This is a genomic window from Candidatus Symbiopectobacterium endolongispinus, assembly GCF_018777385.1.
In the GTDB taxonomy this organism is placed as follows: domain Bacteria; phylum Pseudomonadota; class Gammaproteobacteria; order Enterobacterales; family Enterobacteriaceae; genus Symbiopectobacterium; species Symbiopectobacterium endolongispinus.
Genome location: NZ_JAFJYB010000001.1, coordinates 1,214,326 through 1,237,730, shown reverse-complemented (window position 1 = coordinate 1,237,730; position 23,405 = coordinate 1,214,326). Strand labels below are relative to the sequence as shown.

The following is a 23,405-nucleotide window of genomic DNA, read 5'->3' as shown; positions in this document are numbered from 1 at the left end:
TCGGTAAGGAACAGACGTTGTTGACATTCATCTCAGGATTCCGGAGTTACCTATACAATAGCGGTTAGTTGTACAACGCGCGTATTTTTATTGCCTTAGCCGGCGCCGCGTTGCTGCCCTGGTGGATGGGCCAACCTACCACTACCATTCCGTTAACGCTCGGGGTAGTGGCCGCTGCGCTGACCGATCTCAATGATAGGCTAACCGGCAGATTACGCAATTTGTTTATTACGCTACTTTGTTTCTTTATAGCGTCTGTATCCATAGAACTGCTTTTTCCTTACCCGTGGTTATTCGGCATCGGTCTGGCCTTTTCAACGGCAGGTTTTATTCTGCTCGGTGCATTGGGTCAGCGCTACGCCACCATTGCTTTTGGTGCTCTGCTAATTGCCATTTACACCATGCTGGGCGTGTCCCTGTATGACAATTGGTATCAACAGCCGCTTTTGCTGCTCGCGGGGGCGTTGTGGTACAACCTGCTTACATTGTTGGGGCATGTTGTTTTTCCCATTCGTCCTTTGCAGGACAGTCTGGCTCGCTGCTTTGAGCAGCTTTCCCACTATCTGGATGCTAAAGCGACACTGTTTGATCCCGATATTGATGATTCGACCGATAACCCATTGATCGATGTGGCACTGGTTAACAGTGATGTGGTGGCAACGCTCAATCAAGCCAAAGCCCCTTTGTTAACCCGGTTACGCGGCGATCGCGGACAACGCGGCACTACTATTTTGCAGCACAAGATATTCACGAACGCGCCAGTTCCTCGCACGTGCAATACGCTCAGTTACGTGAAACCTTTCGCCACAGTGATATTCTTTTTCGTTTTCAACGTTTACTGACGATGCAGGCACGCGCCTGTCGTCAATTGGCGCAATCCATTCTGTTACAGCAAAAATATCAGCACGATGGACGTATCGAACTGGCGTTTGTTTATCTGGATGCCGCGCTGCATGCTTTTTTTGCCAAAGATGGCGCAAATCCAACCCAAGGAAAAGCATTACGCCACTTGCTGAATAATCTTCGTGCCATTGATACCCAGTTAATGAATATCGAATCAGAGCAATGGCTGGAATCGCAGCAACAGATGGAAGAAAGTCTGGCTGATGATGGACTGACCGGCTGGAGTGATATTCGGCTGCGCATCAGTCGTCATCTTACACCGCGTTCAGCCTTGTTTCGCCACGCTATCCGTATGTCTGCCCTGCTCTGCGGGGGGGTATGCGCTTATTCAACTGACACACATGCAGCACGGCTATTGGATTCTGCTCACCAGCCTGTTTGTGTGTCAGCCAAACTACAATGCAACGCGACGGCGTTTGGCGCTGCGTATTATCGGGACGCTGGCAGGCATACTGATTGGGATTCCGGTACTCTATTTTGTCCCCTCGCTTGAAGGACAACTCACGCTGATTGTTATCAGCGGTGTGTTGTTCTTTGCCTTTCGCAACGTACAATATGCCCATGCCACCCTGTTTATTACCTTATTGGTTTTGCTCTGCTTTAACTTGCTGGGTGAGGGTTTCGAAGTGGCAGGGCCACGCATTCTGGATACACTGATTGGCTGCGCCATTGCCTAGGCCGCTGTCAGTTTTATCTGGCCGGACTGGCGTTTTCGCGGTTTACCTGCGGTCATAGATAAAACCACCAATGCCAATTGCCGTTATCTGGATGCCATTCTTGAACAATATCATCAAGGTAAAAGCAACAGTTTGCGTTACCGCATCGCGCGCCGCGATGCGCATAACAGCGACGCAGAGCTGGCCTCTGTCGTCGCGAACATGTCTTCTGAACCCCATGCCATCAGGAATACGCTCGATGATGCGTTTCGCTTTATGTGCCTTAACCATACGCTGTTGAGCTATATTTCTACACTCGGTGCCCACCGAGAAAAGCTGGCGCTGCCGCAGACGCTACAACTGCTGGATGACGCTATTTGCTATATTGATGCAGCACTGCACCATCCTGACATTGATGTGCAAACACAGCGAGAGGGGTTGTTGGCACGTCAACAGCAGGTACAACAACTTGCCCCCGATCCAGACAGCAAGGAGCAACTGGTCTTGCAGCAAATTGGTCTGATCATCGATGTCTTGCCAGAACTGACGCAGTTGAAGGGAACCATCCGTTAAAAGAAACTATCCGGTGATAGTACACACGGTCAAAATGGTGCAGAGAACACGCGAAGCATAAAAACATATAGCGCGGCATCATTACCTTTGAAGATACCGCGCAAGTTGACGTCTCAGGTTTTAGGCAAAGGCGCTGAATGGTGTTTATGCCATTCAATCAGCTCGTTTCTTACCCCTATTGGCAAAGCGGCCTGATGCGTTCTGCAAATCGCGCCCGCCAACGCCAGTAAAATATTCACACCGGCATGTTTACTGACTGCTTTTAGCCTCAAGTAGCTCTCCTTTGCACCGTGTTGTTGCAGCTCGTCAGCATTTCTGATTCCCGCCTTCCATAACGTTCGCTCAAGATCGTGATTCAGATTGGGCAAATCCTTTAACCGTGTGCAGTGCTCACGCTCTGATTTATCCTGTTCTGCGCCCTCAAGCGACATTTTGGCCAATTGCAGCAGCTGAGTCGGTTCCTCCCATAAGACCTCCCCCACCAGATAGTAACTCAACGGAACGGGCATGCCCCGTTTGGTATAAACCAGGTGCGGCATATTCAGTGCAAGGAAATGAGGCTAACAGCGCTTGTTCGCACGTAAATAAAGCTCTCCGTTGGAGATAAGGCCAAAGATCGTTTTATTTGCCGCGATGCTATAACCGCCAAATTGAGAACGGGTGGTAATTTCTACCAATGAGGAGAAAGAAATTTTTGATTGCAAAATCTTTTTTTGCATAACTAATTCATACAACACCCTTTAGTATTGAAAATCAATCCTCTGTCTGTATATGTGTTCTTAACATGTTAAAGTAATTAATCATAAGGTTGGTGAGACTTCAAACACAAAATGTGATCTACGCCCACTACCATGCCAATTATGCGAAGCGCTTCCAAAAAAAGCAGGTTGATTTTCATCTATAGCCGATATACTGTATACACATGGGTCTTCCCTTGTTGTGGTGGCTGAAGGCATGATAATGGCGTATTAAATCGCCAGAGGTCACCACCATGGACGAAAAGTCTCTCTACGCTCATATCCTCAACCTGTCTATTCCGTGGCAGGTAAAGTCTCTTTCTCTCGATGAAAATGCCGGTTCTGTTACCGTTACAGTTGAGATTGCGAAAAACACTCAGTTAACCTGTCCAACCTGCGGGAATCTTGTCCTATTCACGATCACCGACATCGTAAATGGCGCCATCTCGATACCTGTCAGTTCGCGACAATAGTCGAAGCTGATGTACCCCGTATTATGTGCCCGGAGCATGGCTACCAGACGCTGTCTGTTCCATGGGCCGGCCCCGGTAGCCGGTATACGCTGTTGTTCGAGTCGTTCGTTATCTCATGGCTGAAAATCAGCACCGTGGATGCCGTCAGGAAACAGCTGAGGCTGAGCTGGAATGCTGTCGATAATATTATGCAACGGGCGGTTAAGCGTGGACTGGCCCGTCGAAAAACACCTCAGGCCGCACGTCATCTCTGTGTTGATGAGGTCGCTTTCAAAAAGGGGCATCAGTACGTCACCGTTATCTCTGATACCCAAGGACAGGCATTGGAACTCAAAGATGATCGCGGAGTTGAAAGTCTTGCTGGCTATCTCCGGAGTCTGGGTGACCGCCAGATTGAATCCATTAAAACCCTGTCGATGGACATGAATCTATCCTATATAAGCGCAGCGCGGCTCCATCTGCCTAACGCGGTGGAGAAGATCGCGTTCGACCACTTCCATGTAGCGAAAATGCTCTGTGCCGTCGTAGATAAAACACGACAGTTGGAGATGAAAACCATCCCGTTACCGGCACGAAAAAGTGCACATCGTTCCCGTTATCTGTGGTTGTACGGTCGCCATAAACGTCATGGTCGAATAGCAGAAAGACTGGAAGCAGCGCAGATGGTTCTGCCTGATACCAGCCGTTGCTGGGCAATGAAGGCGCTGGCCCGGGAACTCTGGAACCGCCGGTATGACGAACACAGCAGGCGTCTGTGGCTGGAATGGATAGGGATGGCAAAAGACGTTGGTGTCCCGCTACTAAGCAGCGCCGCCCGGACGTTACGTAAACGACTGTACGGGATCCTGAATGCCATGAAACACAGGGTATCAAACGGTAATGCAGAGTCACTAAACAGAAAGATAAGGCTGCTGCGGATCAAGTCCAGAGGATACCGGAACAAAGAACGCTTTAAGGTGGCAGTGATGTTCCATTACGGCAGGTTAAACATGTTGTTATGAGTCTCCCACCATGATAGGGAAGACCCATACATAACCAGCAATCAATGCTAGTTGGTAGAAAAATAGAGAGGCATGATCGAAGTGTAATTTAGCAATGGGGACACCAATAGGACACCATAATGCCATTAATGAATTGTTTTTATTTATATATGTTATCTATCGAGCAGTGCTGCCAGTGCACACACGGCCAGCATGAGCAACGGCGGCAACAATGTGCCATCATGCAGAACACCGAGCAACACGCCGACCACACCGCCGAACAGGTACTGCATTACCCTCAGTAGCGACGATGCCACGCCGGTCTGACCTGCCGCTGACCCCATAGCGACCGCCACACCGTTGCCAAACACCAGGCTCAAGCTGCTCATGGCCATAAACAGCAGCGCGGTTAACAGCCACAGCGTCGCGCCGCCGCTCAACCACAACCCCACCAGTAACAAGGTTCAAACCAGATGTATCCCCAATCCCACAGCAAGAATCTGCTGCTCACGCCAACGGTTAAGCAGAAAGATATTGATCTGCCCGCACACCACCATACCCAGTACATTCGCGGCAAACAAGGTGCTGTACAGGGTGGGAGAGAGATGGAAATAATCGATAAAAATAAATGCCGATGCACCGATGTAGGTAAACAGTCCGCCCATGGTGAATACCCCAGACAGGGTATACCCCATGTAGATACGTTGGCGAAACAGCGCGGCATAACCTACAAAAGCCGAACCAATATTGCCCTGCATGCGCTGATCTCGCGGCAGACTCTCTGGCACCCAGCTCCAGGTGGCAAACAACATGATCGCCCCGACAACACCCAGTCCCCAGAAAATCGCCTGCCAGCCCAGCGAACCTGACAACAGGTTCCCCAACGGCGGCGCAACAATCGGCGCGATCGCCATCACCTGCATCAACAGTGAAAACACTTTTGCTGCCTCACGCTCGGCGCAAAGGTCAGCCACAATTGCACGTGGGATCACTAACCCTGCCGCACCGCCGATGCCCTGCAACAAGCGGAAGAAAACGAATTCGGTCAATGAGGCCGCATGAGAAAGGCAGATCGATGCGGCCAGAAACAGCGCGATACCCAGCAGTAACGGTACTTTTCGCCCATAGCGATCGGTAAACGGCCCATAAAGAATTTGTCCGAACGCCAACCTGATAAGAAACACCGAAAGCGAGGTTTGCATACCGGCAGCATCGGCACCAATGGCGTGTGCAATCGCGGGAATGCTGGTAGATAGAGGTCGATGGACATGGCGTCAAACGCGCAAAGTATCCCAAGAATGACGATAAGGGTAAAACGGTGCGCGCCGGGCCGTGAAGACTCAGACATTGATGTAACCTTGTTAACCATGCAAAAGAAGTAATAACCGTCGGCAAAGTAGTGGCCAATCAGCTAACATGCGTAATATGCAGCGCAATATATGACTGATCAGTCGGAAATGCAAGGTAGGTAAATGGCACGCAAACAAACCATTGATAGCGACCAGATTCTTGATGCAGCGGAAACCGTTCTGCTGAGCGGTGGCGTGCACGGTTTCACCCTCGATGCCGTTGCCGCACAGGCAGGCATCAGCAAATGTGGGCTGGTTTACCGTTTCCCCAGCAAGGATCTGCTGATACAAACGCTGCTGGAACGTGAACTGACCCGTTTTTCGCAAGAAGCGGAGCAGCAAAGCGTGCGTTATGGCAGTACACCCGGTGCTGAGATTCTGGGCCATATCAACGCTATCGGGCAAGAGACTGAAGAAACGGCATCGCGCGCCATTGGCTTATTGACGACGCTGGTCCACGCGCCTGCCATGCTGGCACCGGTACAAACCTTTTACCGCATGCAACTGGCGCGTCTGGCACAAGCCACACCGCTCACCAAACGCTTACGCATTGCTTTTCTCGCCGCTGAAGGGGTGTTTTTGTTGCATGGCACTGGCTTTGCTGCCATCAGCCGGGAAGAACGGCAATCCATGCTTGATGATATCGGGGATGAGGTGCGCTCAGCCTATAGCAACCTTAAAACCACCGACAAGCCTCAAGGTTCAATACAGACTTACACCCCCAGTTCGCCACCTTTCCCCCCAACACCGGCCGTTGCCTGGTTATCCGCTAACGGCGTGAACGGGGTCAGCCTGTCTGCTGAGCGCAGGCATGCGCGCGCGGCGCAAATCATTGCCACCGCTACGCAGATTATCCGCCGTGACGGCATCGCCATGCTGACGCACCGCGCAGTTGCGGCCGAAGCTGGAGTACCTCTGGGGTCAACCACGTATCATTTTAAAAGCCTGGACGATTTGCTGAACGCGGTGATGCGTGAAGCCATCGCCCTGTTTCGTGAAGACATGTTTCAATGGCTCAATGCACGCCGCCACGACGATCCTTGCGAGGTGTTGACCCAGTTTATTTTGCGCGGGACCACCGACATCCAGGATCTGGCACGCGAGTATGAACTGTTTACCGCCGCCATTTCTCGCCCATCCCTGCGCCCAATGGCATTGGAATGGTCCAACACCGTAATTGCACTATTAAAGCTGGTTGTGCCCGACAATGCTGCACTGCCTCTCGGGACGCTGATGAACTGCTTTTTCATTCGCGCCCTGCTGGCGCAGCATGAATATCCGCTGACGCACCGGCAAATTTACCCCGCGATTGCCGCGCTGTACCACGCCTTCCGTTAATCGCCAACGGCTTTCCACCTAAGAAAGCCATCACCCTGTTGTCATTCCATTACGCTTTTTAGGCCATTACACATTGATTACAAAAAGTGTACATTTGTACCATTCTCTGCCAGATTAGCGAACGCGAATCATTAGCATTTGGGCCAGCGCAGCCCATATTACTGACAAAAGGGAAAAGGACAATGTACAAAGCGCCTCTCTTCACACTCACGCCGCTGACACTGATCGTCGCAGGCTTGGTCGGTTCCGTCTCCGGCATGGTGTATGCCGCTGATGAAGATACCATCACCGTCAAGGCCACCGCCGAGCAGGAGTTAAAACAACAGCCGGGTGTTTCGATTATCGCAGCAGAAGACATTCAAAAATCTCCGCCGGTCAACGATCTGTCTGAGATCATCCGCAAAATGCCGGGAGTGAATCTGACCGGTAACAGTGCCACAGGCGCACGCGGCAACAACCGCCAGATAGATCTGCGCGGCATGGGGCCGGAAAATACTCTGATTCTGATTGATGGCCGCCCGGTCACCTCACGCAACGCCATCCGCTATTCATGGGACGGTGAACGCGACACGCGCGGCGATACCAACTGGGTGCCGGTTGAAGCCGTGGAGCGCATTGAAGTACTGCGCGGCCCGGTGGCGGCACGCTATGGTTCCGGTGCGGCTGGCGGCGTGGTGAATATCATCACCAAACGCCCCACCAATAACTGGACGGGCACATTGTCGCTGTACGGAAATCAGCCGGAAAGCAGCAAGGAAGGCGCCACTCGTCGCACCAATTTCACACTGTCCGGCCAATTGGCCGGTGAAGCGCTCACCATGCGGTTGTATGGCAATATCAATAAAACCGACGCAGATGACCCAAACATTAACCATAACCAAAACGGTTCCTTATGCAGCGGGCCGCGAAGGGGTGCGCAATCGCGATATCAACACCCAACTGTCATGGAAACTGTCACCGCAGCAGATTATCGATTTTGATGCGGGCTACAGCCGCCAGGGTAATATCTATACCGGAGACACTCAATTCAACAGTAGCCAGGCAATCCCTCAGGCGCTGGCATAAAGTGGTGCAGAAACCAACCGCATGTACCGTCAGAACTACGCGCTGACCCATAACGGTATTTGGGATTGGGGACAATCACGTCTGGCTTTCGCCTACGATCACACCAACAATACCCGTCTGGAAGAGGGGTTTTTTATATCTGTATTGAAAACATCGCAGCTTAAATCAGCGCACGCAGCGGGGTTATTACCATACCCAGCGTTTTGCCTTCCAACTCGGTCACCAGTTGCTGAAAGTGCGGGGTTGCTTCGTGCTCCGTCAAGACCTCACGACTTGCCCAGCGTTCAAAAAAGACGAACGTACCCGGCGCTTCCAGTGATTCGTGCAGATCGTATTGCAGGTTTCCCGTTTCGGCACGACTGGGTGCCGCCACTTTTTTCACCGCTTGTGCGACGGCATCAACGTGTTCTGGTTTAGCCTGAATACTGGCGACAATACGCAATTCCATATGTTGCTCCTGTTAGGTATCCCAACGGGCCTTGAATGGCCAGACTGAGAAATTAGCGATGGGACTTACCATACGCTACTCTTTCCCCACCGTGTACTCTGTACCACCGTGATTAGCACAGAACGCCACTCGCTTCGAATAAGGTTTCGCCAGCAACAAACGGGTGCATTCCCAGCACTTTGCGCTTATGCTTGTGTCCCGCCGTATCTGCTCGTGACATTTAGCATTTAGCCCGCTGGAGCGCTTTCATGACAATACTGTCTACCGTATTAAAAATTCGCCGTCCTGATGACTGGCATCTTCACCTGCGCGACGATGACGTACTCGCAACCGTGTTGCCGTTTACCAGTCGTCATTTTGGCCGCGCGATTGTAATGCCCAACCTGACACCGCCGATCACCAGCATCGCCAGTGCGCTGGCCTATCGCGAACGCATTCTCGCCGCGATCCCGGCAGGTGACGATTTTCAACCGTTGATGACATGCTATCTGACAGATTCGCTAGACGCGGAAGAGGTCGTGGCAGGCTTCCAACAAGGGGTATTTACCGCCGCCAAGCTCTATCCAGCAAACGCGACCACCAACTCCAGTTTTGGTGTTACCGATGTCGCCAATATCTACCCTATCCTTGAGCAGATGGCAGACATCGGTATGCCGCTGCTGATTCACGGCGAAGTGACCGATCCAGCGATCGATATTTTCGACCGCGAAGCCCGTTTTATCGAATCAGTCATGGAGCCGCTGCGCAAACGCTTCCCTACACTGAAAATCGTGTTTGAACACATAACAACCCGCGAAGCCGCACAATACGTGTTGGACGGCGATCGCTATCTGGGCGCTACTGTAACGCCGCAACACCTGATGTTTAACCGCAACCACATGCTGGTGGGCGGTGTGCGGCCTCACTTGTATTGCCTGCCGATTCTGAAACGCAATATTCACCAACAGGCACTGCGCGATGCGGTCGCCAGTGGTTCCGACCGTTTCTTCCTCGGTACGGATTCAGCGCCTCATGCGCGCCACAAGAAAGAAGCAAGTTGTGGCTGTGCCGGGGTATTCAACGCGCAGGCCGCGCTTTGTGCCTACGCCACCGTGTTTGAAGAGATCGGCGCGCTGGATAAGTTAGAAGCGTTCTGCTCGCTCAATGGACCCGCATTTTACGGTTTACCGATCAATGAGGGCTGGATTGAACTGCATAAGGCTCCCACGACCTTCCCGGAAAGCATCGCGTTAGGTGATGACGCGCTAGTACCATTCCTTGCCGGTCAAACCTTGGACTGGCAAGTACGTTAATCCCACCGCCCGTGTGCTGCATATTCTCGGCGCACAGGCTTTTAACGGCCTTTGCATTTCACCACCACATATTTGTATCAGCACTATTGCTCCCTCCGACCTTTAACTGTATGAATAACCGGTAAATTAAAGGAGAGTATCATGCGCGTAGAACTCACATTAGCCAAATCAGCCCCTTTACCCGCTGGCGCCCTTGAAGCCTTGACGCACGAATTCACCCAGCGCGTACACCGTTATTATCCCGATAGTGCCATTCAGGTCCGTTACGCTGTAGCCAACAATCTGAGCGTATTGGGAGGAAACAAGGATGATAAAGCGTTAATTTCAGAAATTCTTCAGGAAACCTGGGAGAGCGCCGACGATTGGTTTAGTGCAGAATAATCACTGGCATTAATAATCGAGACCTTCTATTTTATCCTTGTAGTCTTCACACTAGCCGGTAGATGGTCGATGACGGAGAGACATGACAATGGAGGTAGAGAAACCAGAACAAGCCATGACGTTCGGCGAATTATTGGAGACCAGCAGCACAAGATTGATGCGCTGGAACTGGCGTTTTCCTCCCTGGCATTTGCATTGGATGAAAGAACGGCACAGCTGTTGCTACATAATTTGAAACTGGAATCGCACAACGAACACCGCGCAGAACGGACCAAAAAACATCTGGCGTTGCTTATTGCCGTGTTTGAAAAGCATGTCGGTATCAGCGCCGAATAACCTGTTTTGTGCCCGCCTGACTGATATCCCCTTGAAATATGGGGATATCATATCCAGAAATTTTTCTTTGCAAAAAGAGTCGAAATAACTCACCTGCTGTACAAAAGTCACAGTATACTTAAGTTGCTCTTGTCAATAAGGAGCCGCCCAAGCCTCGTTAGTCACTCATGTTAGTAACTAGTCAATAAGGGGTATGTATGGACAGAAAAAATGAAGTTATTCAGACACATCCTCTTGTAGGATGGGATATCAGCACCGCTGACAGTTATGACGCCATGATGATCCGTTTGCATTATTTAACCACCCCAGACCAAGCTCCCGCAGAGGCAAATGTAGGCCGAACCTTATGGCTTACTACCGATGTAGCAAGGCAACTTATTTATATTCTTGAAGCGGGTATTGCTAAAATTGAGTCGACAGATTTTCAGCCACAAGATTTACTTAAACACTAGTCTACCGATTTCACAGTAACCGATTATCCCTTGACGACACCGCCTGATGGCTGTGTCGTCATATTCAGTGCGCTTAAGTTTCCTGATTAACCGCGCCCCATGAATACTCTGTCACTGTTCACTGCTGCCGTTTTCATCAGGCGCCGGGATATGCAACGCCCCTCTGAGCCGATCGCGTGATTTATTAAAAATCTTCATGCTGGTTTCACGTCCGCGACGCCGCTCACGCTGCTCTTCCAGCGGTAACGCCAACTCGCTCTGACAGGCATCACTACAACAGCCCTGATAGGACACCTGGCAGCTGTGGCACTGAATAAACAATAAATGACACCCTGCATTGCGGCAGTTGGTGTGGGTATCGCACGGTTCACCACATTGATGGCAGTGGGCAATAATATCGTCGGTGATGCGTTCCCCCATGCGCTCATCGAAGACAAAGTTTTTACCGATGAATTTTACCGGTAGGCCTTGGGCCTTGGCCTGACGGGTATATTCAATGATGCCACCTTCCACATGATAAACGTTCTTGAAACCCTGATGGCGCATATAGGCGCTGGCCTTTTAACAGCGAATACCGCCGGTGCAATACATCACGATATTTTTTTCACGCGCATCAGCGAGCATTTCTGCGGCCATCGGCAATTGCTCGCGAAAAGTATCGGAAGGTACTTCAAGTGCATTTTCAAAATGCCCTACTTCATATTCATAATGATTACGCATATCGACAAACAGCGTGTCCGGATCGTCCGCCATGGCGTTAACCGCTTCGGCTTTCAGGTAGGTACCAACATCGCTGGGATTAAAGGTGGGATCGTCGATGCCATCCGCGACAATGCGATCGTGAACTTTCATGCGCAGTACCCAAAAGGATTTTCCGTCATCATCCAGTGCCACATTAAGCCGGATACTGTCCAACGCCGGATGCGCGCTTTACAGCGCCGCCTTAAAGTCGTCGAAGCGGCTGGCAGGCACACTCACCTGCGCATTAATACCTTCAGTTGCCACATAGACACGGTCAAATACCTGACATTGCAGAAATTGCACGTAGAGGTTATCGCGAAACGCTTGTGCATCATCAAGCGCAAAATATTTGTAAAAGGAAACTGTGGTACGCGGCTCGGTTTCCGCGAGCATACGCGCTTTCAGTTCCTCATTGGAAACACGGTTGTGTAACACTGGCATGGTGTACGTTCCTGTCTTCAGCGATGGTTAACCAGATTATAACGTTACGGAGACATGTGCGTAACGCGCGGGATTATAGCCGATCGCGGCAATTACGCCACAGGAGGAATTCGTGCGGCATGGAGAAAATCATCGACACAGCAAAAATATCTCGGCGTATGATGGTTTATTCGTTTTTTCTTGGCTAAGGAAACCCACCATGAGCCGGCTATTTACCCCACTCACGCTAGGCCACGTCACACTGCCCAACCGCATTATCATTGCCCCCATGTGTCAGTATGCGGCCCAGAACGGTCTGGCTACCCCCTGGCATACCATGCATTTAGGTAACCTGTCCCACTCAGGTGCCGGATTGCTGATCATTGAAGCGACAGCCGTTGTGCCTGAAGGCCGTATATCTCCTCAGGATCTGGGTCTGTGGAATGATGAAACCGAGCAGGCGCTCGCCACGGCTGTCAACGCGGTTAATACGTACTCTGCTATGCCGCTTGGTATCCAGTTGGACCACACCGGACACAAAGCATCCACCGCAGTACCGTGGCAAGGACGGGCTCGCGTGAGCGAACAGCAAGGAGGCTGGCAGCCTGTTGCCCCTTCCGCCCTGCCTTATGATGACAATGAATCTTCACCAACGGCAATGACGACAAAGCAGATTGCGGATGTCGTCACCGCTTTTGCCAATGCCGCTCAACGCGCCGATCGCATCGGGTTTGATGTGTTCGAAATTCATGCCGCACACGGCTATTTGCTGCATCAATTTCTGTCTCCGTTGTCGAATGTCCGTGACGATCGCTACGGCGGGGATTTGAATAACCGTATGCGTCTGGTACTTGAGGTGTTCCGCGCAGTGCGTGAGGTTGTTCCCGCCCACAAAGCCGTTGGCGTACGCATTTCTGCCACCGATGGTGTAGAAGGCGGGTGGGATCTCGAGCAGTCTGTAGCGCTCAGCCATGCACTGCATGCCGCTGGCTGCGATTTTATGCATGTCTCAAGCGGCAGGCTCTCTCCGGCACAGCGCATTCAGCCAGGTCCCAGTTATCAGGTCTCCTATGCTGAACGTATCAAGCGTGAGGTGGGGATCACCACCATCGCGGTTGGCCTTATCACAGAAGCCGAGCAGACTGAAGGCATTGTGGCAACGGGGCAGGCGGACGCTATCGGCATTGCGCGCGCCATGCTCTATAACCCGCGCTGGCCGTGGCACGTTGTCGCACGACTGGGCGCGCAAGTATCAACGCCGCCGCAATTCTGGCGTAGTGAACCGCATCACATTAAAAACCTGTTTCAACATTAAGCAATCCTCCCCTCCCTGGCGCAAACGGGAGGGGTCTCTTCTGCACAGACATCCCACCAAAGGTTAAACATCATTATTCGTCGATGCTAAGATAAAAGGCGGATATTGAATTTTGGAGTATTCCACATTGCCTTACGGCGGGTTAGCCTTCCTGTACCGGAACGTTTTCCCGCATCATTACGATAGCTGATGCACCGCACCACATTAGACACTATCACTTGGTGTGACTGATTTCTTTTAACGACAAGCGCGGATGACTGCGCCTGCATTTTTTGATACTGGAACTCATGACACAACTCCCATCATTCACTCGTTCATTGTTACACCCTCGTTACTGGTTGACCTGGCTAGGGATCGCCATACTCTATCTTGTCGTGTTACTGCCTTACCCGGTTATTTATCGTCTCGGCACAGCGCTAGGCCGTATCGCCATGCGCGTTATGAAGCACCGCGTGCACATTGCAGAGCGCAATCTGGAACTTTGTTTTCCAGAGATGACAGAACAAGCGCGTGCCGCATTGGTGCGTAAAAACTTTGAATCCGTGGGCATGGGGCTGCTAGAAACCGGCATGGCCTGGTTTTGGCCCGACTGGCGCATCGCCCGCTGGTTTAATGTCACTGGCCTTGAGCATATACAACTACTGCGTGCAGAAAAACGCGGCATACTTCTGATTGGATTGCATTTTCTTACGCTGGAACTGGGGGCACGCATTTTCGGCATGCATAACCCTGGGATCGGTGTTTATCGGCCCAATGACAACAAACTGATTGACTGGTTGCAAACCTGGGGCCGCATGCGCTCAAATAAGACCATGTTGGATCGCAAAGATCTCAAGGGCATGATCCGTGCGCTCAAGCAGGGGGAGATTATTTGGTATGCCCCCGATCATGACTATGGCCCGCGCAGCAGCGTGTTTGTTCCCTTCTTTGCCATGGAGAGTGCTGCAACCACCAGCGGGAGTTATTTGTTGGCAAAAGCGGCTAAACCCGCCATTGTGCCGTTTGTCCCTCGGCGGCGCGAGGAGGGGAAAGGCTATGAATTGATCATCCAGCCTGCTGAACTCAGCGTACCGTTAGATGATGAAGCCACAACAGCCGCTTGGATGAACGCGCTGGTAGAACAAAATGTGCTGCTGGCGCCCGATCAGTATATGTGGTTACACCGCCGCTTCAAAACGCGTCCGGAAGGCGAACCCACTCTGTATTAAATCGCCGGATGTTCTCCGCGCAATAAAAAACAGCGGCATAGCCGCTGTTTTTTATTGATGAAATACACTGTTACGGTAAAACCGTCAGGACTCCAGTGCGTGGTAGCACTGATGCCATGCGGCAAACTGCTGCGGATCGTGCCACACCGCGTAGTGTAAACGGGAAATCGTCACCGGATCACTCAACAGCACCAAACGCTGATTGTCGCTTAGCGCATCCAGATCCTGTTTCAACGCATCAGCCACGCGCTGGGCACGGCCCTGCTCAACCGCACGGCTAAAGCCATGGCGCGCAGTTGCCATTGCACTCGCCAACGCATTGAGAGAAGGATGCACGAAACCATTTTCCAATTTACGCGCACGGTTGGCACGGAAATAGGTGTCCGTCGCTACCAGTTCGCGCGGCGGCTCGTACTCTTCCGGAATCAACAGAAGATTAGCACGCTTGCACGCCAGCCCAATCGAGGCACGGCTTGAAATCACCGACACGAATGGCGACAGGATCAACGAGAAAACAATCGGCGACAGCCACCACAGGAAACGCAAATCCAGCCAAGCCATACCAATGGCCCACACCAACCCCAACACCAATTGAGAGCCGTGACGAGCGAAGGCTTCGCTCCACGGCGTGGCATCATCATCACGCTGCGGCGATTTCCATTGCACGGACCAGTCCAGGAAGGCACTGACCACGAAAACGGTATGGAACAGCATACGCACCGGGGCCAGCAATACCGAAAACAGCATCTCAAGCAGTAACGACAGGAAAACGCGCACGGCACCGCCGTAAGGTTTCGCCCCATTTGCCCATACCAGAATCACACTCAGCAATTTTGGTAGGAACAGCAGTACCAATGTGGTCGAGAACAAGGCTATTGCCAATTCAGGACGCCACTGTGGCCACACGGGGAAGAGCTGACGCGGTTGGAGGAAATATTGCGGCTCCATCAGCGTATGCACCACTTGCAGTGCGGTTGACAGCGCCAGGAACATAAACCACAGCGGCGCGGAAAGATAAGACATCACACCGGTCAGGAACACGGCACGGTGTACCGGGTGCATCCCTTTCACCAGGAACAACCGGAAATTCATCAGGTTGCCGTGGCACCAGCGGCGATCGCGCTTAAGTTCATCAAGCAGGTTAGGCGGCAGTTCCTCATAAGAGCCGGGCAGATCATAGGCGATCCATACCCCCCAGCCCGCACGGCGCATTAGTGCCGCTTCAACAAAGTCATGAGACAAAATCGCGCCCGCAAAAGAACCTTCACCGGGCAACGGTTCCAGCGCACAGTGCTCGATAAAGGGTTTCACACGGATGATGGCGTTATGGCCCCAATAGTGCGACTCACCCAGTTGCCAAAAGTGCAGACCGGCGGTGAACAACGGCCCGTACATACGTGTGGCAAATTGCTGACAGCGTGCATACAAGGTATCCATCCCGGACGCTTTGGGAGAAGACTGGATAATCCCGGCATTGGGGTTGGCTTCCATCAGACGTACCAGTTGCGTCAGACATTCGCCACTCATCACGCTGTCGGCATCCAATATCACCATGTAGCTGTATTGGCTGCCCCAACGACGGCAGAAATCATCGATATTACCGCTCTTACGTTTCACGCGACGACGACGGCGATAGAAGATACGGCCAAACCCATCCACTTCACGGCACAGGTCCACCCAGGCTTTCTGCTCTGCAACGCATTTGTCCGGGTCGTTACTGTCACTCAACACATACAGATCGAAGTGATCGAGCTGTCCGGTCGCTGCCACCGATTCGTAGGTCGCCCGTAATCCAGCGAACACGCGCTCAACGTCTTCGTTACAGATAGGCATGATTAACGCCGTTCTGTGCTCGGGATTGAGCGACTCATCCCCTACCGTCGTTGACGAGATACTGTATTTGTCCTTGCCGATCAGCAGTTGTAAAAAGCCCATCAGCGCAGTCCAAAAACCGGCAGAGACCCAACAGAACAGTACGGCAAACAGCACCAGAATGCCACTTTGCAGGATATAAGGCAGAACCTGCATAAAGGAGCGCAGGAAAGGCTGATTCACCATTGCGAACGGATCGATCAGCGCCCATCCCTGATAAGGCAAAATGGTTTTCATGTACCAGGTGGCGATTGCCGTTTGGAACAACGTCAAGATAAGCAGGGTGTAACGGCGCAACGTCCCCACCATTCTCCAGCGGTTCTCGGCAATCTTCTCTTCCGGGCTGGCATGCGGACGACCCGGCGCCGGGGAGCGCCCGAGCATACTTTCCCACCAGCGTACCAGCGGGTTGGTGCGCCACATGTCAGGAAACATCGACGCACGTTTGATCGTGGGCATCGCCTGTAATGCGGTACGCCCTTCTTTATCAACAATCACCGGTTTAACCGCCGTTGCCGTATCGGGCCAGGCGGCATCCAGACGCGCCTTGACAGATTGCAGCGGCGAATCGTCTTCCGTCAGCAGCGTCGCAGGGGATTCTCCCTGCGCCAGAGCCAGATGTATTGCAGAGAGACTTTTACTCTCTGCCTGAGGCAACGCCTCCGCCGCTTGCGCGGACAGAGGCAATTTCCCGATATAATCAGGGCTCGAAATTAACTTATTCATTGGCAGGTAGCTGATAGCTCCAGGTTTCCGATAACAGCGTTTCGCCGTTCACCAACGCAGCGCGCAGCTCGGTTGGCTGTTTAGGATCTTTCACACGCAGACGCAGTGTTAAACGCCAGCCACGCGTTACCGGATTATAGCGAACATTATTCTCAACGATTTCACCGTTGTCGCCGATGCTGACTTGAGACGACACAGGCGTTGCCTCTTCCATCTCTTTCATCATCGGGCCGGCAAAATCGACCAGGAACGCAACGGTGCCATCCGGTTGGCGAATCAGGTTAGACTGTTTCACATCCCCACTGGAACGCATGGTGCGCTGAACGTAGGCCAATTCAGGTGAATGTAATTGTTCTTCGTCACGCGTGAAGTGCAGGCGATAACCCACTTCCAGCGGCTTACCAATTTCAGGCAGCGCTTCCGGCGTCCAGAAACCAACGATGTTATCGTTGGTTTCTGGACGCCGGAATTTTCACCAGTTCGACTTTCCTTTTACCCCACTCGCCCTTGGTTTCAACCCAGCCGCTAGGACGAAGATCGTAACGGTCATCCAGATCTTCATAGCTGGAGAAGTCACGCCCACGTTGCAGCAAACCGAAGCCTTTCTGGTTTTCAATCGAATAGGTGCTGACAGACAGGTGTTTCGGGTTATTCAGCGGACGCCAAATCCACTCACCGTTGCCCGCGTGAATAGATAAACCGTTAGAGTCATGCAACGCCCCACGGTAGTTCAAGGTGGGAGAAGGCTGGTTCGGCCCAAACAGGAACATACTGGTTAACGGTGCCAGCCCCAGTTTACCGACGCGAGCGTGCAGGAACACTTTAGCCTGAACATCAACCACGCTGTCACGTCCTGGATACTGGATAAATGACGAAACGGTATGCACCTGTAGCACGCGGCGAATCGAGCAGCGCGTATACCGGCAGGTGCTTGTCATTGGGTTTTGGACGTTCGATCCAAAACTCGCGGAAACGTGGTAACTCTTCCCCAGAAGGTAATGCAGTGTCAATCGCCAGACCGCGCGCAGAAAGGCCGTAAGTCTGCCCTTTACCGATCACACGGAAATAGCTGGCACCCAGCATGCTGACAATTTCGTCATCCTTGCCAAGCTTGTTGATGGGATACAGGATCTTAAAGCCTGCAAAACCGAGATTCTTCACGGTCTCTGCATCGTGATTCACCGTACCGAAATTAAAATATTCCGGTGAATAGGCGATCTCGTTAACCTCAGTGGCCGTCACTTCATTGATTCTCACCGGTGTATCGAAATACATGCCCTGATGATAGAACTGAATGCGAAACGGCGTTTGCAGGTTATTCCAGTATGACTTCTCCTGGTTAAAACGAATCTGCTGATAGTCAGCAAATTTCATATCGCGGAACTGGGCGGGAAGATTGCTCTTCGGCGCTTAATAGCCTTTCGCTGCCAGCTGTTCAGCTTGCGCTGCCACATCATCCAGCGAGAATGCCCAGGCAGGCAACGCAGTGAAAGATAACACAATCGCTGCGGACAACCAGCGCAAATTCGCTACTCGACGTTCAACCCCAAAATTATTAACCAGCACAGCTCCCACTGTTCGTGTGCTTAAATCAACTAAAATCCATATTAATGGATAAGTTAACCTCCCGACAACTTGATAAAAGCCCGGTTCATCATGATAGGTCAGCGTTTAAACAACGCAAACTGCAACCCCGATAAATTTCTGTAAAAAATCGAAAATTAGAGAGGATACTCTGTCACCGGTCAGCCGTTGGCAACCCCTTGCGGTTATTTATGCCAGCGGCGCGCTGCTTACCTACAATTCTACCTGTTGCACTGTTAGCAAAACACCCTGTTTATGCTGTGATTGCAGAGAATACATGCTGCTTTTGTTAACACGTCCACCATGACGTTTAAGCTCGTGCAACTTTCAAGAATAATCCGAACGGTTGCACGCTGATGCATTAAAAAATTCGGATGCAACACGAATTACACCCATTGGTAACAAAATCGCGTTAAATCAGGTACGGTAGGGTGACATAGTTATGCCCGTCCACCTACTTGCATCGACGCTTACTGATTCTTACATGAACGCATTGCGCCACAACAAAATTGCCACCACGCTAAGCCTCTTCGCGTTGCTGATGATTTTCATCGCGCCCATCGTTTCACAGGCGTTAATGCGGCATGATTATACTCCGCCCACTCATACTCAGCACCATCATTCTCACGGCAAACCGGCAACATCGTCACCGATGTCATCCGATGCAACCATGGGCCATGACGCCTGTGGTTACTGCGGGCTGTTATCCCATCACCCAGCGCTGTTTCCTGAAAACTCGCCGCCGCTTGATCCGCGGTTTGTCACTCAGTCCGAGGTGAATGAGCCGCGCCCACGGCACAAGATCGTCGCCGCGTGTTATCGCGCCCAATCACCTCGCGCACCGCCGACAGTCATATAACACAACCATAAACACAAAAATTTGATATTGGATAACGTCCCGTCACAAGACGACTTCTCCTTTTCCTTTATTTATGACAAGGGCTCCCATGCTATGGATACCGTAAACTCTGACAAAAAGTCCCTCTCTGCGGCGGTAATGGCGCTTTTCTTACGCTTGCATTTCTATATTTGTCTGTTCGTTGGGCCGTTTATCTTTGTTGCTGCGTTGACTGGCACGCTGTATGTGCTGACACCGCAGATTGAAGAACGCTTGTATACACATCAATTGCATGTTGATGTGCCGGGCACAGCGCAACCGCTCGCCGCTCAGGCTGCACTGGCTGAGCAACCCTCAGCCCAATGGCTAGCCATACGTCCTGCCCCCACACCGCGCGACACCAGTCGTGTGCTATTTCGATTCCCTGACTCGGCCCCTTCTGAATACCTCGCTGTGTTTGTTAATCCAAGCACACTGGCCATACAGGGCCAGCTCATGGTGTACGGCACATCAGGAATATTGCCTTTGCGCACCTGGCTCGATCGTTTGCATAAGGGGTTATTCCTCGGTTCCGTCGGCCGTCTCTATAGTGAACTGGCGGCTTCCTAGCTGTGGATCGCCGCGCTCGGCGGCGTTTATCTGTGGTGGAGAACGCGTATGCCTTCGCGGGTCGCACCTCGCCGTAAATTGCCGCCCGCTGCCCGCCATACACAGCACGTTGGGGCTAACGCTACTCATCGGGATGCTATTTTTCTCCGCTACCGGGCTGACTTGGTCACAATGGGCAGGCAATAATATTGGCGTGTGGCGCAACGCATTGGGTTGGCAAACTCCATCCCTGAATACCGCGCTCGTCACCCATTCCGCCCCCGTAGTACAGGATGCTCATGCCGAGCACCACGGTGAAGCCATGGCTCATCATGCCGCCCCCAGCGGGGTTGGATAACGTCGATAACGTATTAGCGATAGCACGACAAGCTGGGATCAGTGCCAATAAACTGGAGGTCCGCCCGGCAAAAAACGCACATAACGCCTGGACCGTGACAGAAATTGAGAGGCGGTGGCCGACGCAGGCCGATATGGTTGCCATCAATCTTGACAGCGGTGTTGTCGTCGATTACGTCAGGTTTGCGGATTACCCTTTTGCAGCAAAACTGACTCGCTGGGGGATCGATGCCCATATGGGTGTACTGTTCGGCTTGCCAAATCAACTGATTCTGGCAGGATTCGGCCTAGGACTGTGCGCCCTGATCGCGTGGGGATACCGCTTGTGGTGGCTGCGTCGACAGCGACCTGCCGGCCAACCTCACCCGGCGAACACGCTTTTTTGCCGCCTTAACTGCGTTGCCGCTCGCAGGGCGAGTACTTGTAGGCTGCATCGCGCTGTTACTCGGTGGGTGTTTGCCCGTCATGGGGGTCAGCCTGCTAATATTCTTGCTGATAGACATCGTGCGATGGCGGCGTTATCAAGCAATACAAAACACCGACGTGCTGCCACACGCACCGCAGTAATCGTTCGCGGAGGGAGTTCTCCGGCTCTGCCCTTGGTGCAGAGCCGGTAAGGCCTTATGCGCCGGGCAACATGCGCAGTGGATCTTGATGCACTACAGGGTCTTCGTGATAACTACCCAGTTTAAAAATGCTCACCGTACTGGTCAGCGCCTGAGCTTGCTCTTGCAACGACAGTGCCGCAGCAGCAGATTCTTCAACCAGCGCAGCGTTTTGCTGGGTCGTGGTATCTATCTGCCCCACGGCCAGGTTGATCTGATTCACACCATCGCTCTGCTCACGGCTTGCCTGCGCAATCTCCGTGACGATGCCGTTAACCCCCTCAACGTTAGTCACCAGCGTCTGCATGGAAACGGCGGTTTTTTCCACCAGCACCATCCCCTGGCGCACCTTTTCCACGGAGCCATCAATCAGCTCTTTAATTTCTTTCGCCGCCGTCGCACTGCGCTGTGCCAATGCGCGGACCTCGCTTGCTACCACAGCAAAACCACGTCCCTGCTCGCCGGCACGCGCGGCTTCTACGGCCGCGTTCAGAGCGAGAATATTAGTTTGAAAAGCAATGCTATCAATCACGCCGATAATTTCCGCCATCCGCTGTGAGGATTCACGAATGCCGCGCATTTCGGTGGTAACATCATTCATCAACTCGCCGCTCTCACGTACCGTTTGTGAGCCCTGGGCGGCAAGCTGTGTCGCTTCCGTGGTATTATCTGCGGTATTCTTGATAGTCGCCGTTAATTGTTCCATTGAGGAAGCCGTTTGCTCCAGCGAACTGGCCTGTTCTTCGGTACGCGCTGACAAGTCCTGATTGCCTGCGGCGATCTGGCCTGCGGCACTGGGTATGCTTTCCGACCCATCCCTCACCTGACTGACAATATGGCGCAGACTGTCATTCATATTTCTCAGTGCCTGAAGCAATAAACCGGTTTCATCCTTACGCGTGACAAGAATATCCGAAGTAAGATCCCCAGTCGCCACACGCTCAGCAATGGACAGTGCTTCGTTAATCGGAATGGGTGACGCTGCGTGTGATAGCAGCAGCCACGATCACACTCAGCAAAATCGCGGCAAGGATCATGCCCACCAGCAGCAATCGAGTGTTGGTATAGCTTTGCGCCACCTGCTGCTGAGAGAGCGACATCTGGTCATCACGGTGGTCAATAAACGCGCTAATCGCGGCTTTGTAAGCTTGAATGCTTTTCTCCGTTGCCGTCATAAACTCGTTGCGCGCCACAGTGGTATCACCGCTATTGATAAATCCAGCGAACTTGGTACTGGAGGTATGAAAATCTGCACGCGCCTGATTAATGTCCTGTAATATCGCCTGCGAGCGCGAGTCATTGGCGGATTTACGTAGGTCTTCCATCAGGGCTGAAACAGTGACCGTTCGCTGTTTCATCGACTCCATCTCTTTTTTGATATCCTGTTCTGATGTCGTCAACAATACGCGTTGTTGGCTAAGTGCATAGCCATTAAGTTCACCAATCAGTTGGTTCCCCTTTACTGTGGGCGGATAGTCACTCGCCACAATCCGGTCTATCTGGGAGTTAAAATCAGCCAGTCGTCCCAATGACATCACGCCGACGATCAATAGCATTAATACCAGGAGTGAAAACCCTATCCCTAGACGATATCCAATACGCCAATTTGACAGATTCATATAAATTCCTTTATTCATCTTTACTATAAACGTTACGGCACCATTGCTGAATGTTTCATTCAACAGAATGTCTATTCACTGAATAGCGGTATGCGCTATTTATCCCTGTGGATTTGACATCAACACATTGCATCAACCAAAGGATGGCGACACACATGCGAGATAATCTAATATGCTAGCTGCGTGAGTGCGGCATTAAATCTTGCTTGAAACCAGTTCATTAGAACAATCCTTGCCACTCTTTGACGCACCGCGTCCCTTCAATAAAATAACTCAATAAAAATCATTAAGATGAACACAAGTCATCTTTCTGATAGTTACGAAAAAATCCATACTCTCATGCAGAGTATGGTTGTATTCACGCAAATCCAGAGACTTATGTTCAACGGCATATTATACGATTTCTTTACTGATTAAATGAAATTTATATGTCTATTTTTATTTACAAAACCCATATACCACCATAATCGATCATTATGCACATATTTACCTATATTCAAGGTAAATTATAGTTGCTGGCGGTGTCTATTTTGCCTTAATAAATTTAAA

The 23,405-nt window shown here is 51.8% G+C and carries 15 protein-coding genes and 7 pseudogenes; 13 read left to right on the top strand and 9 right to left on the bottom strand.

What is annotated here, in order from left to right:
• Positions 1 to 68: 68 nt before the first annotated feature.
• Positions 69 to 2,132: pseudogene (gene yccS, locus JZM30_RS24965) on the top strand (YccS family putative transporter).
• 113 nt (positions 2,133 to 2,245) lie between these two features.
• Here the strand turns inward: yccS and JZM30_RS06225 are convergent.
• Positions 2,246 to 2,851 (bottom strand): annotated as a pseudogene (locus JZM30_RS06225) (TfoX/Sxy family DNA transformation protein).
• Between the two features lie 272 nt (positions 2,852 to 3,123).
• On the opposite strand from JZM30_RS06225, the pseudogene JZM30_RS06220 reads away from it, so the two are divergent.
• Positions 3,124 to 4,343: pseudogene (locus tag JZM30_RS06220) on the top strand (ISL3 family transposase).
• Positions 4,344 to 4,495: 152 nt separating this feature from the next.
• Here the strand turns inward: JZM30_RS06220 and JZM30_RS06215 are convergent.
• Positions 4,496 to 4,783: a hypothetical protein gene (locus JZM30_RS06215; RefSeq protein WP_252317930.1), complete on the bottom strand. Its 288-nt coding sequence runs from the start codon at positions 4,781 to 4,783 to the stop codon at positions 4,496 to 4,498.
• Between the two features lie 3 nt (positions 4,784 to 4,786).
• Complete coding sequence (locus JZM30_RS06210) at positions 4,787 to 5,524, bottom strand: MFS transporter (protein WP_252317929.1); 738 nt, start codon at positions 5,522 to 5,524, stop codon at positions 4,787 to 4,789.
• 270 nt (positions 5,525 to 5,794) lie between these two features.
• Here JZM30_RS06210 and JZM30_RS06205 point away from each other — a divergent pair, with 270 nt between their 5' ends.
• Together JZM30_RS06205 and JZM30_RS06200 are read left to right on the top strand one after the other, a co-directional pair.
• Complete coding sequence (locus tag JZM30_RS06205) at positions 5,795 to 7,009, top strand: TetR/AcrR family transcriptional regulator (protein ID WP_252317928.1); 1,215 nt, start codon at positions 5,795 to 5,797, stop codon at positions 7,007 to 7,009.
• 182 nt (positions 7,010 to 7,191) lie between these two features.
• Positions 7,192 to 8,203: pseudogene (locus JZM30_RS06200) on the top strand (FepA family TonB-dependent siderophore receptor); the annotation flags it as partial.
• A gap of 31 nt (positions 8,204 to 8,234) precedes the next feature.
• Here JZM30_RS06200 and JZM30_RS06195 read toward each other — a convergent pair.
• Complete coding sequence (locus JZM30_RS06195; RefSeq protein WP_252317927.1) at positions 8,235 to 8,522, bottom strand: putative quinol monooxygenase; 288 nt, start codon at positions 8,520 to 8,522, stop codon at positions 8,235 to 8,237.
• A 248-nt stretch (positions 8,523 to 8,770) separates the two neighbouring features.
• Between JZM30_RS06195 and pyrC the strand changes: the two genes are divergently transcribed.
• The 4 genes from pyrC to bssS all read left to right on the top strand — a co-directional run bounded on the left by pyrC (position 8,771) and on the right by bssS (position 10,983).
• Positions 8,771 to 9,814 (top strand): dihydroorotase, encoded by a 1,044-nt coding sequence (gene pyrC / locus JZM30_RS06190; RefSeq protein ID WP_252317926.1) that lies wholly within the window; start codon positions 8,771 to 8,773, stop codon positions 9,812 to 9,814.
• Positions 9,815 to 9,955: 141 nt separating this feature from the next.
• Positions 9,956 to 10,195: a DNA damage-inducible protein I gene (dinI, locus tag JZM30_RS06185; protein ID WP_252317925.1), complete on the top strand. Its 240-nt coding sequence runs from the start codon at positions 9,956 to 9,958 to the stop codon at positions 10,193 to 10,195.
• Between the two features lie 69 nt (positions 10,196 to 10,264).
• Entirely contained in the window at positions 10,265 to 10,531 is a 267-nt protein-coding gene (locus JZM30_RS06180) for a hypothetical protein (protein WP_438801467.1), read from the top strand.
• A gap of 197 nt (positions 10,532 to 10,728) precedes the next feature.
• On the top strand, positions 10,729 to 10,983 hold the full coding sequence (gene bssS / locus JZM30_RS06175; protein ID WP_252317924.1) for a biofilm formation regulator BssS: 255 nt from the start codon (positions 10,729 to 10,731) through the stop codon (positions 10,981 to 10,983).
• A gap of 111 nt (positions 10,984 to 11,094) precedes the next feature.
• Here bssS and trhO read toward each other — a convergent pair.
• Positions 11,095 to 12,165: pseudogene (gene trhO, locus JZM30_RS06170) on the bottom strand (oxygen-dependent tRNA uridine(34) hydroxylase TrhO).
• 199 nt (positions 12,166 to 12,364) lie between these two features.
• Here trhO and JZM30_RS06165 point away from each other — a divergent pair.
• On the top strand, positions 12,365 to 13,459 hold the full coding sequence (locus JZM30_RS06165; RefSeq protein WP_252317923.1) for an NADH:flavin oxidoreductase/NADH oxidase: 1,095 nt from the start codon (positions 12,365 to 12,367) through the stop codon (positions 13,457 to 13,459).
• 287 nt (positions 13,460 to 13,746) lie between these two features.
• Positions 13,747 to 14,667: a Kdo(2)-lipid IV(A) acyltransferase gene (locus tag JZM30_RS06160; RefSeq protein ID WP_252317922.1), complete on the top strand. Its 921-nt coding sequence runs from the start codon at positions 13,747 to 13,749 to the stop codon at positions 14,665 to 14,667.
• Positions 14,668 to 14,751: 84 nt separating this feature from the next.
• Here JZM30_RS06160 and mdoH read toward each other — a convergent pair whose 3' ends face one another.
• The gene (gene mdoH / locus JZM30_RS06155) at positions 14,752 to 17,265 is read right to left on the bottom strand and encodes a glucans biosynthesis glucosyltransferase MdoH (RefSeq protein ID WP_252317921.1); all 2,514 of its coding nucleotides are present in this window, start codon (positions 17,263 to 17,265) and stop codon (positions 14,752 to 14,754) included.
• Positions 17,258 to 18,831 (bottom strand): annotated as a pseudogene (locus JZM30_RS06150) (glucan biosynthesis protein G). The gene mdoH and the pseudogene JZM30_RS06150 overlap by 8 nt, the downstream one beginning before the upstream one ends.
• A gap of 502 nt (positions 18,832 to 19,333) precedes the next feature.
• On the opposite strand from JZM30_RS06150, the gene JZM30_RS06145 reads away from it, so the two are divergent.
• Together JZM30_RS06145 and JZM30_RS23870 are read left to right on the top strand one after the other, a co-directional pair.
• The gene (locus tag JZM30_RS06145; RefSeq protein WP_252317920.1) at positions 19,334 to 19,708 is read left to right on the top strand and encodes a DUF2946 domain-containing protein; all 375 of its coding nucleotides are present in this window, start codon (positions 19,334 to 19,336) and stop codon (positions 19,706 to 19,708) included.
• A gap of 93 nt (positions 19,709 to 19,801) precedes the next feature.
• The gene (locus JZM30_RS23870; RefSeq protein ID WP_308167129.1) at positions 19,802 to 20,296 is read left to right on the top strand and encodes a PepSY domain-containing protein; all 495 of its coding nucleotides are present in this window, start codon (positions 19,802 to 19,804) and stop codon (positions 20,294 to 20,296) included.
• Positions 20,297 to 20,462: 166 nt separating this feature from the next.
• Here the strand turns inward: JZM30_RS23870 and JZM30_RS23865 are convergent, their stop codons facing one another.
• Positions 20,463 to 20,609: a hypothetical protein gene (locus JZM30_RS23865; protein WP_308167128.1), complete on the bottom strand. Its 147-nt coding sequence runs from the start codon at positions 20,607 to 20,609 to the stop codon at positions 20,463 to 20,465.
• On the opposite strand from JZM30_RS23865, the gene JZM30_RS23860 reads away from it, so the two are divergent.
• Positions 20,608 to 21,249, top strand: coding sequence for a PepSY domain-containing protein (locus tag JZM30_RS23860; protein WP_308167127.1), 642 nt, complete (start codon positions 20,608 to 20,610; stop codon positions 21,247 to 21,249). The genes JZM30_RS23865 and JZM30_RS23860 overlap by 2 nt on opposite strands.
• 4 nt (positions 21,250 to 21,253) lie before the next feature.
• Here the strand turns inward: JZM30_RS23860 and JZM30_RS24600 are convergent.
• A pseudogene (locus tag JZM30_RS24600) lies at positions 21,254 to 22,856 on the bottom strand (methyl-accepting chemotaxis protein).
• Positions 22,857 to 23,405 lie beyond the last annotated feature (549 nt).

Coding starts and splice junctions, on each gene's coding strand:
- JZM30_RS06210 (WP_252317929.1), bottom strand. CDS start 5,524: ATGCAAACCTCGCTTTCGGTGTTTCTTATCAGGTTGGCGTTCGGACAA.
- bssS (WP_252317924.1), top strand. CDS start 10,729: ATGGACAGAAAAAATGAAGTTATTCAGACACATCCTCTTGTAGGATGG.
- mdoH (WP_252317921.1), bottom strand. CDS start 17,265: ATGAATAAGTTAATTTCGAGCCCTGATTATATCGGGAAATTGCCTCTG.
- JZM30_RS06165 (WP_252317923.1), top strand. CDS start 12,365: ATGAGCCGGCTATTTACCCCACTCACGCTAGGCCACGTCACACTGCCC.
- JZM30_RS23870 (WP_308167129.1), top strand. CDS start 19,802: ATGGATACCGTAAACTCTGACAAAAAGTCCCTCTCTGCGGCGGTAATG.
- JZM30_RS06205 (WP_252317928.1), top strand. CDS start 5,795: ATGGCACGCAAACAAACCATTGATAGCGACCAGATTCTTGATGCAGCG.
- JZM30_RS06160 (WP_252317922.1), top strand. CDS start 13,747: ATGACACAACTCCCATCATTCACTCGTTCATTGTTACACCCTCGTTAC.
- pyrC (WP_252317926.1), top strand. CDS start 8,771: ATGACAATACTGTCTACCGTATTAAAAATTCGCCGTCCTGATGACTGG.
- dinI (WP_252317925.1), top strand. CDS start 9,956: ATGCGCGTAGAACTCACATTAGCCAAATCAGCCCCTTTACCCGCTGGC.
- JZM30_RS06195 (WP_252317927.1), bottom strand. CDS start 8,522: ATGGAATTGCGTATTGTCGCCAGTATTCAGGCTAAACCAGAACACGTT.
- JZM30_RS06180 (WP_438801467.1), top strand. CDS start 10,265: ATGACGGAGAGACATGACAATGGAGGTAGAGAAACCAGAACAAGCCAT.
- JZM30_RS06145 (WP_252317920.1), top strand. CDS start 19,334: ATGAACGCATTGCGCCACAACAAAATTGCCACCACGCTAAGCCTCTTC.
- JZM30_RS23865 (WP_308167128.1), bottom strand. CDS start 20,609: ATGATGAGCCATGGCTTCACCGTGGTGCTCGGCATGAGCATCCTGTAC.
- JZM30_RS23860 (WP_308167127.1), top strand. CDS start 20,608: ATGCCGCCCCCAGCGGGGTTGGATAACGTCGATAACGTATTAGCGATA.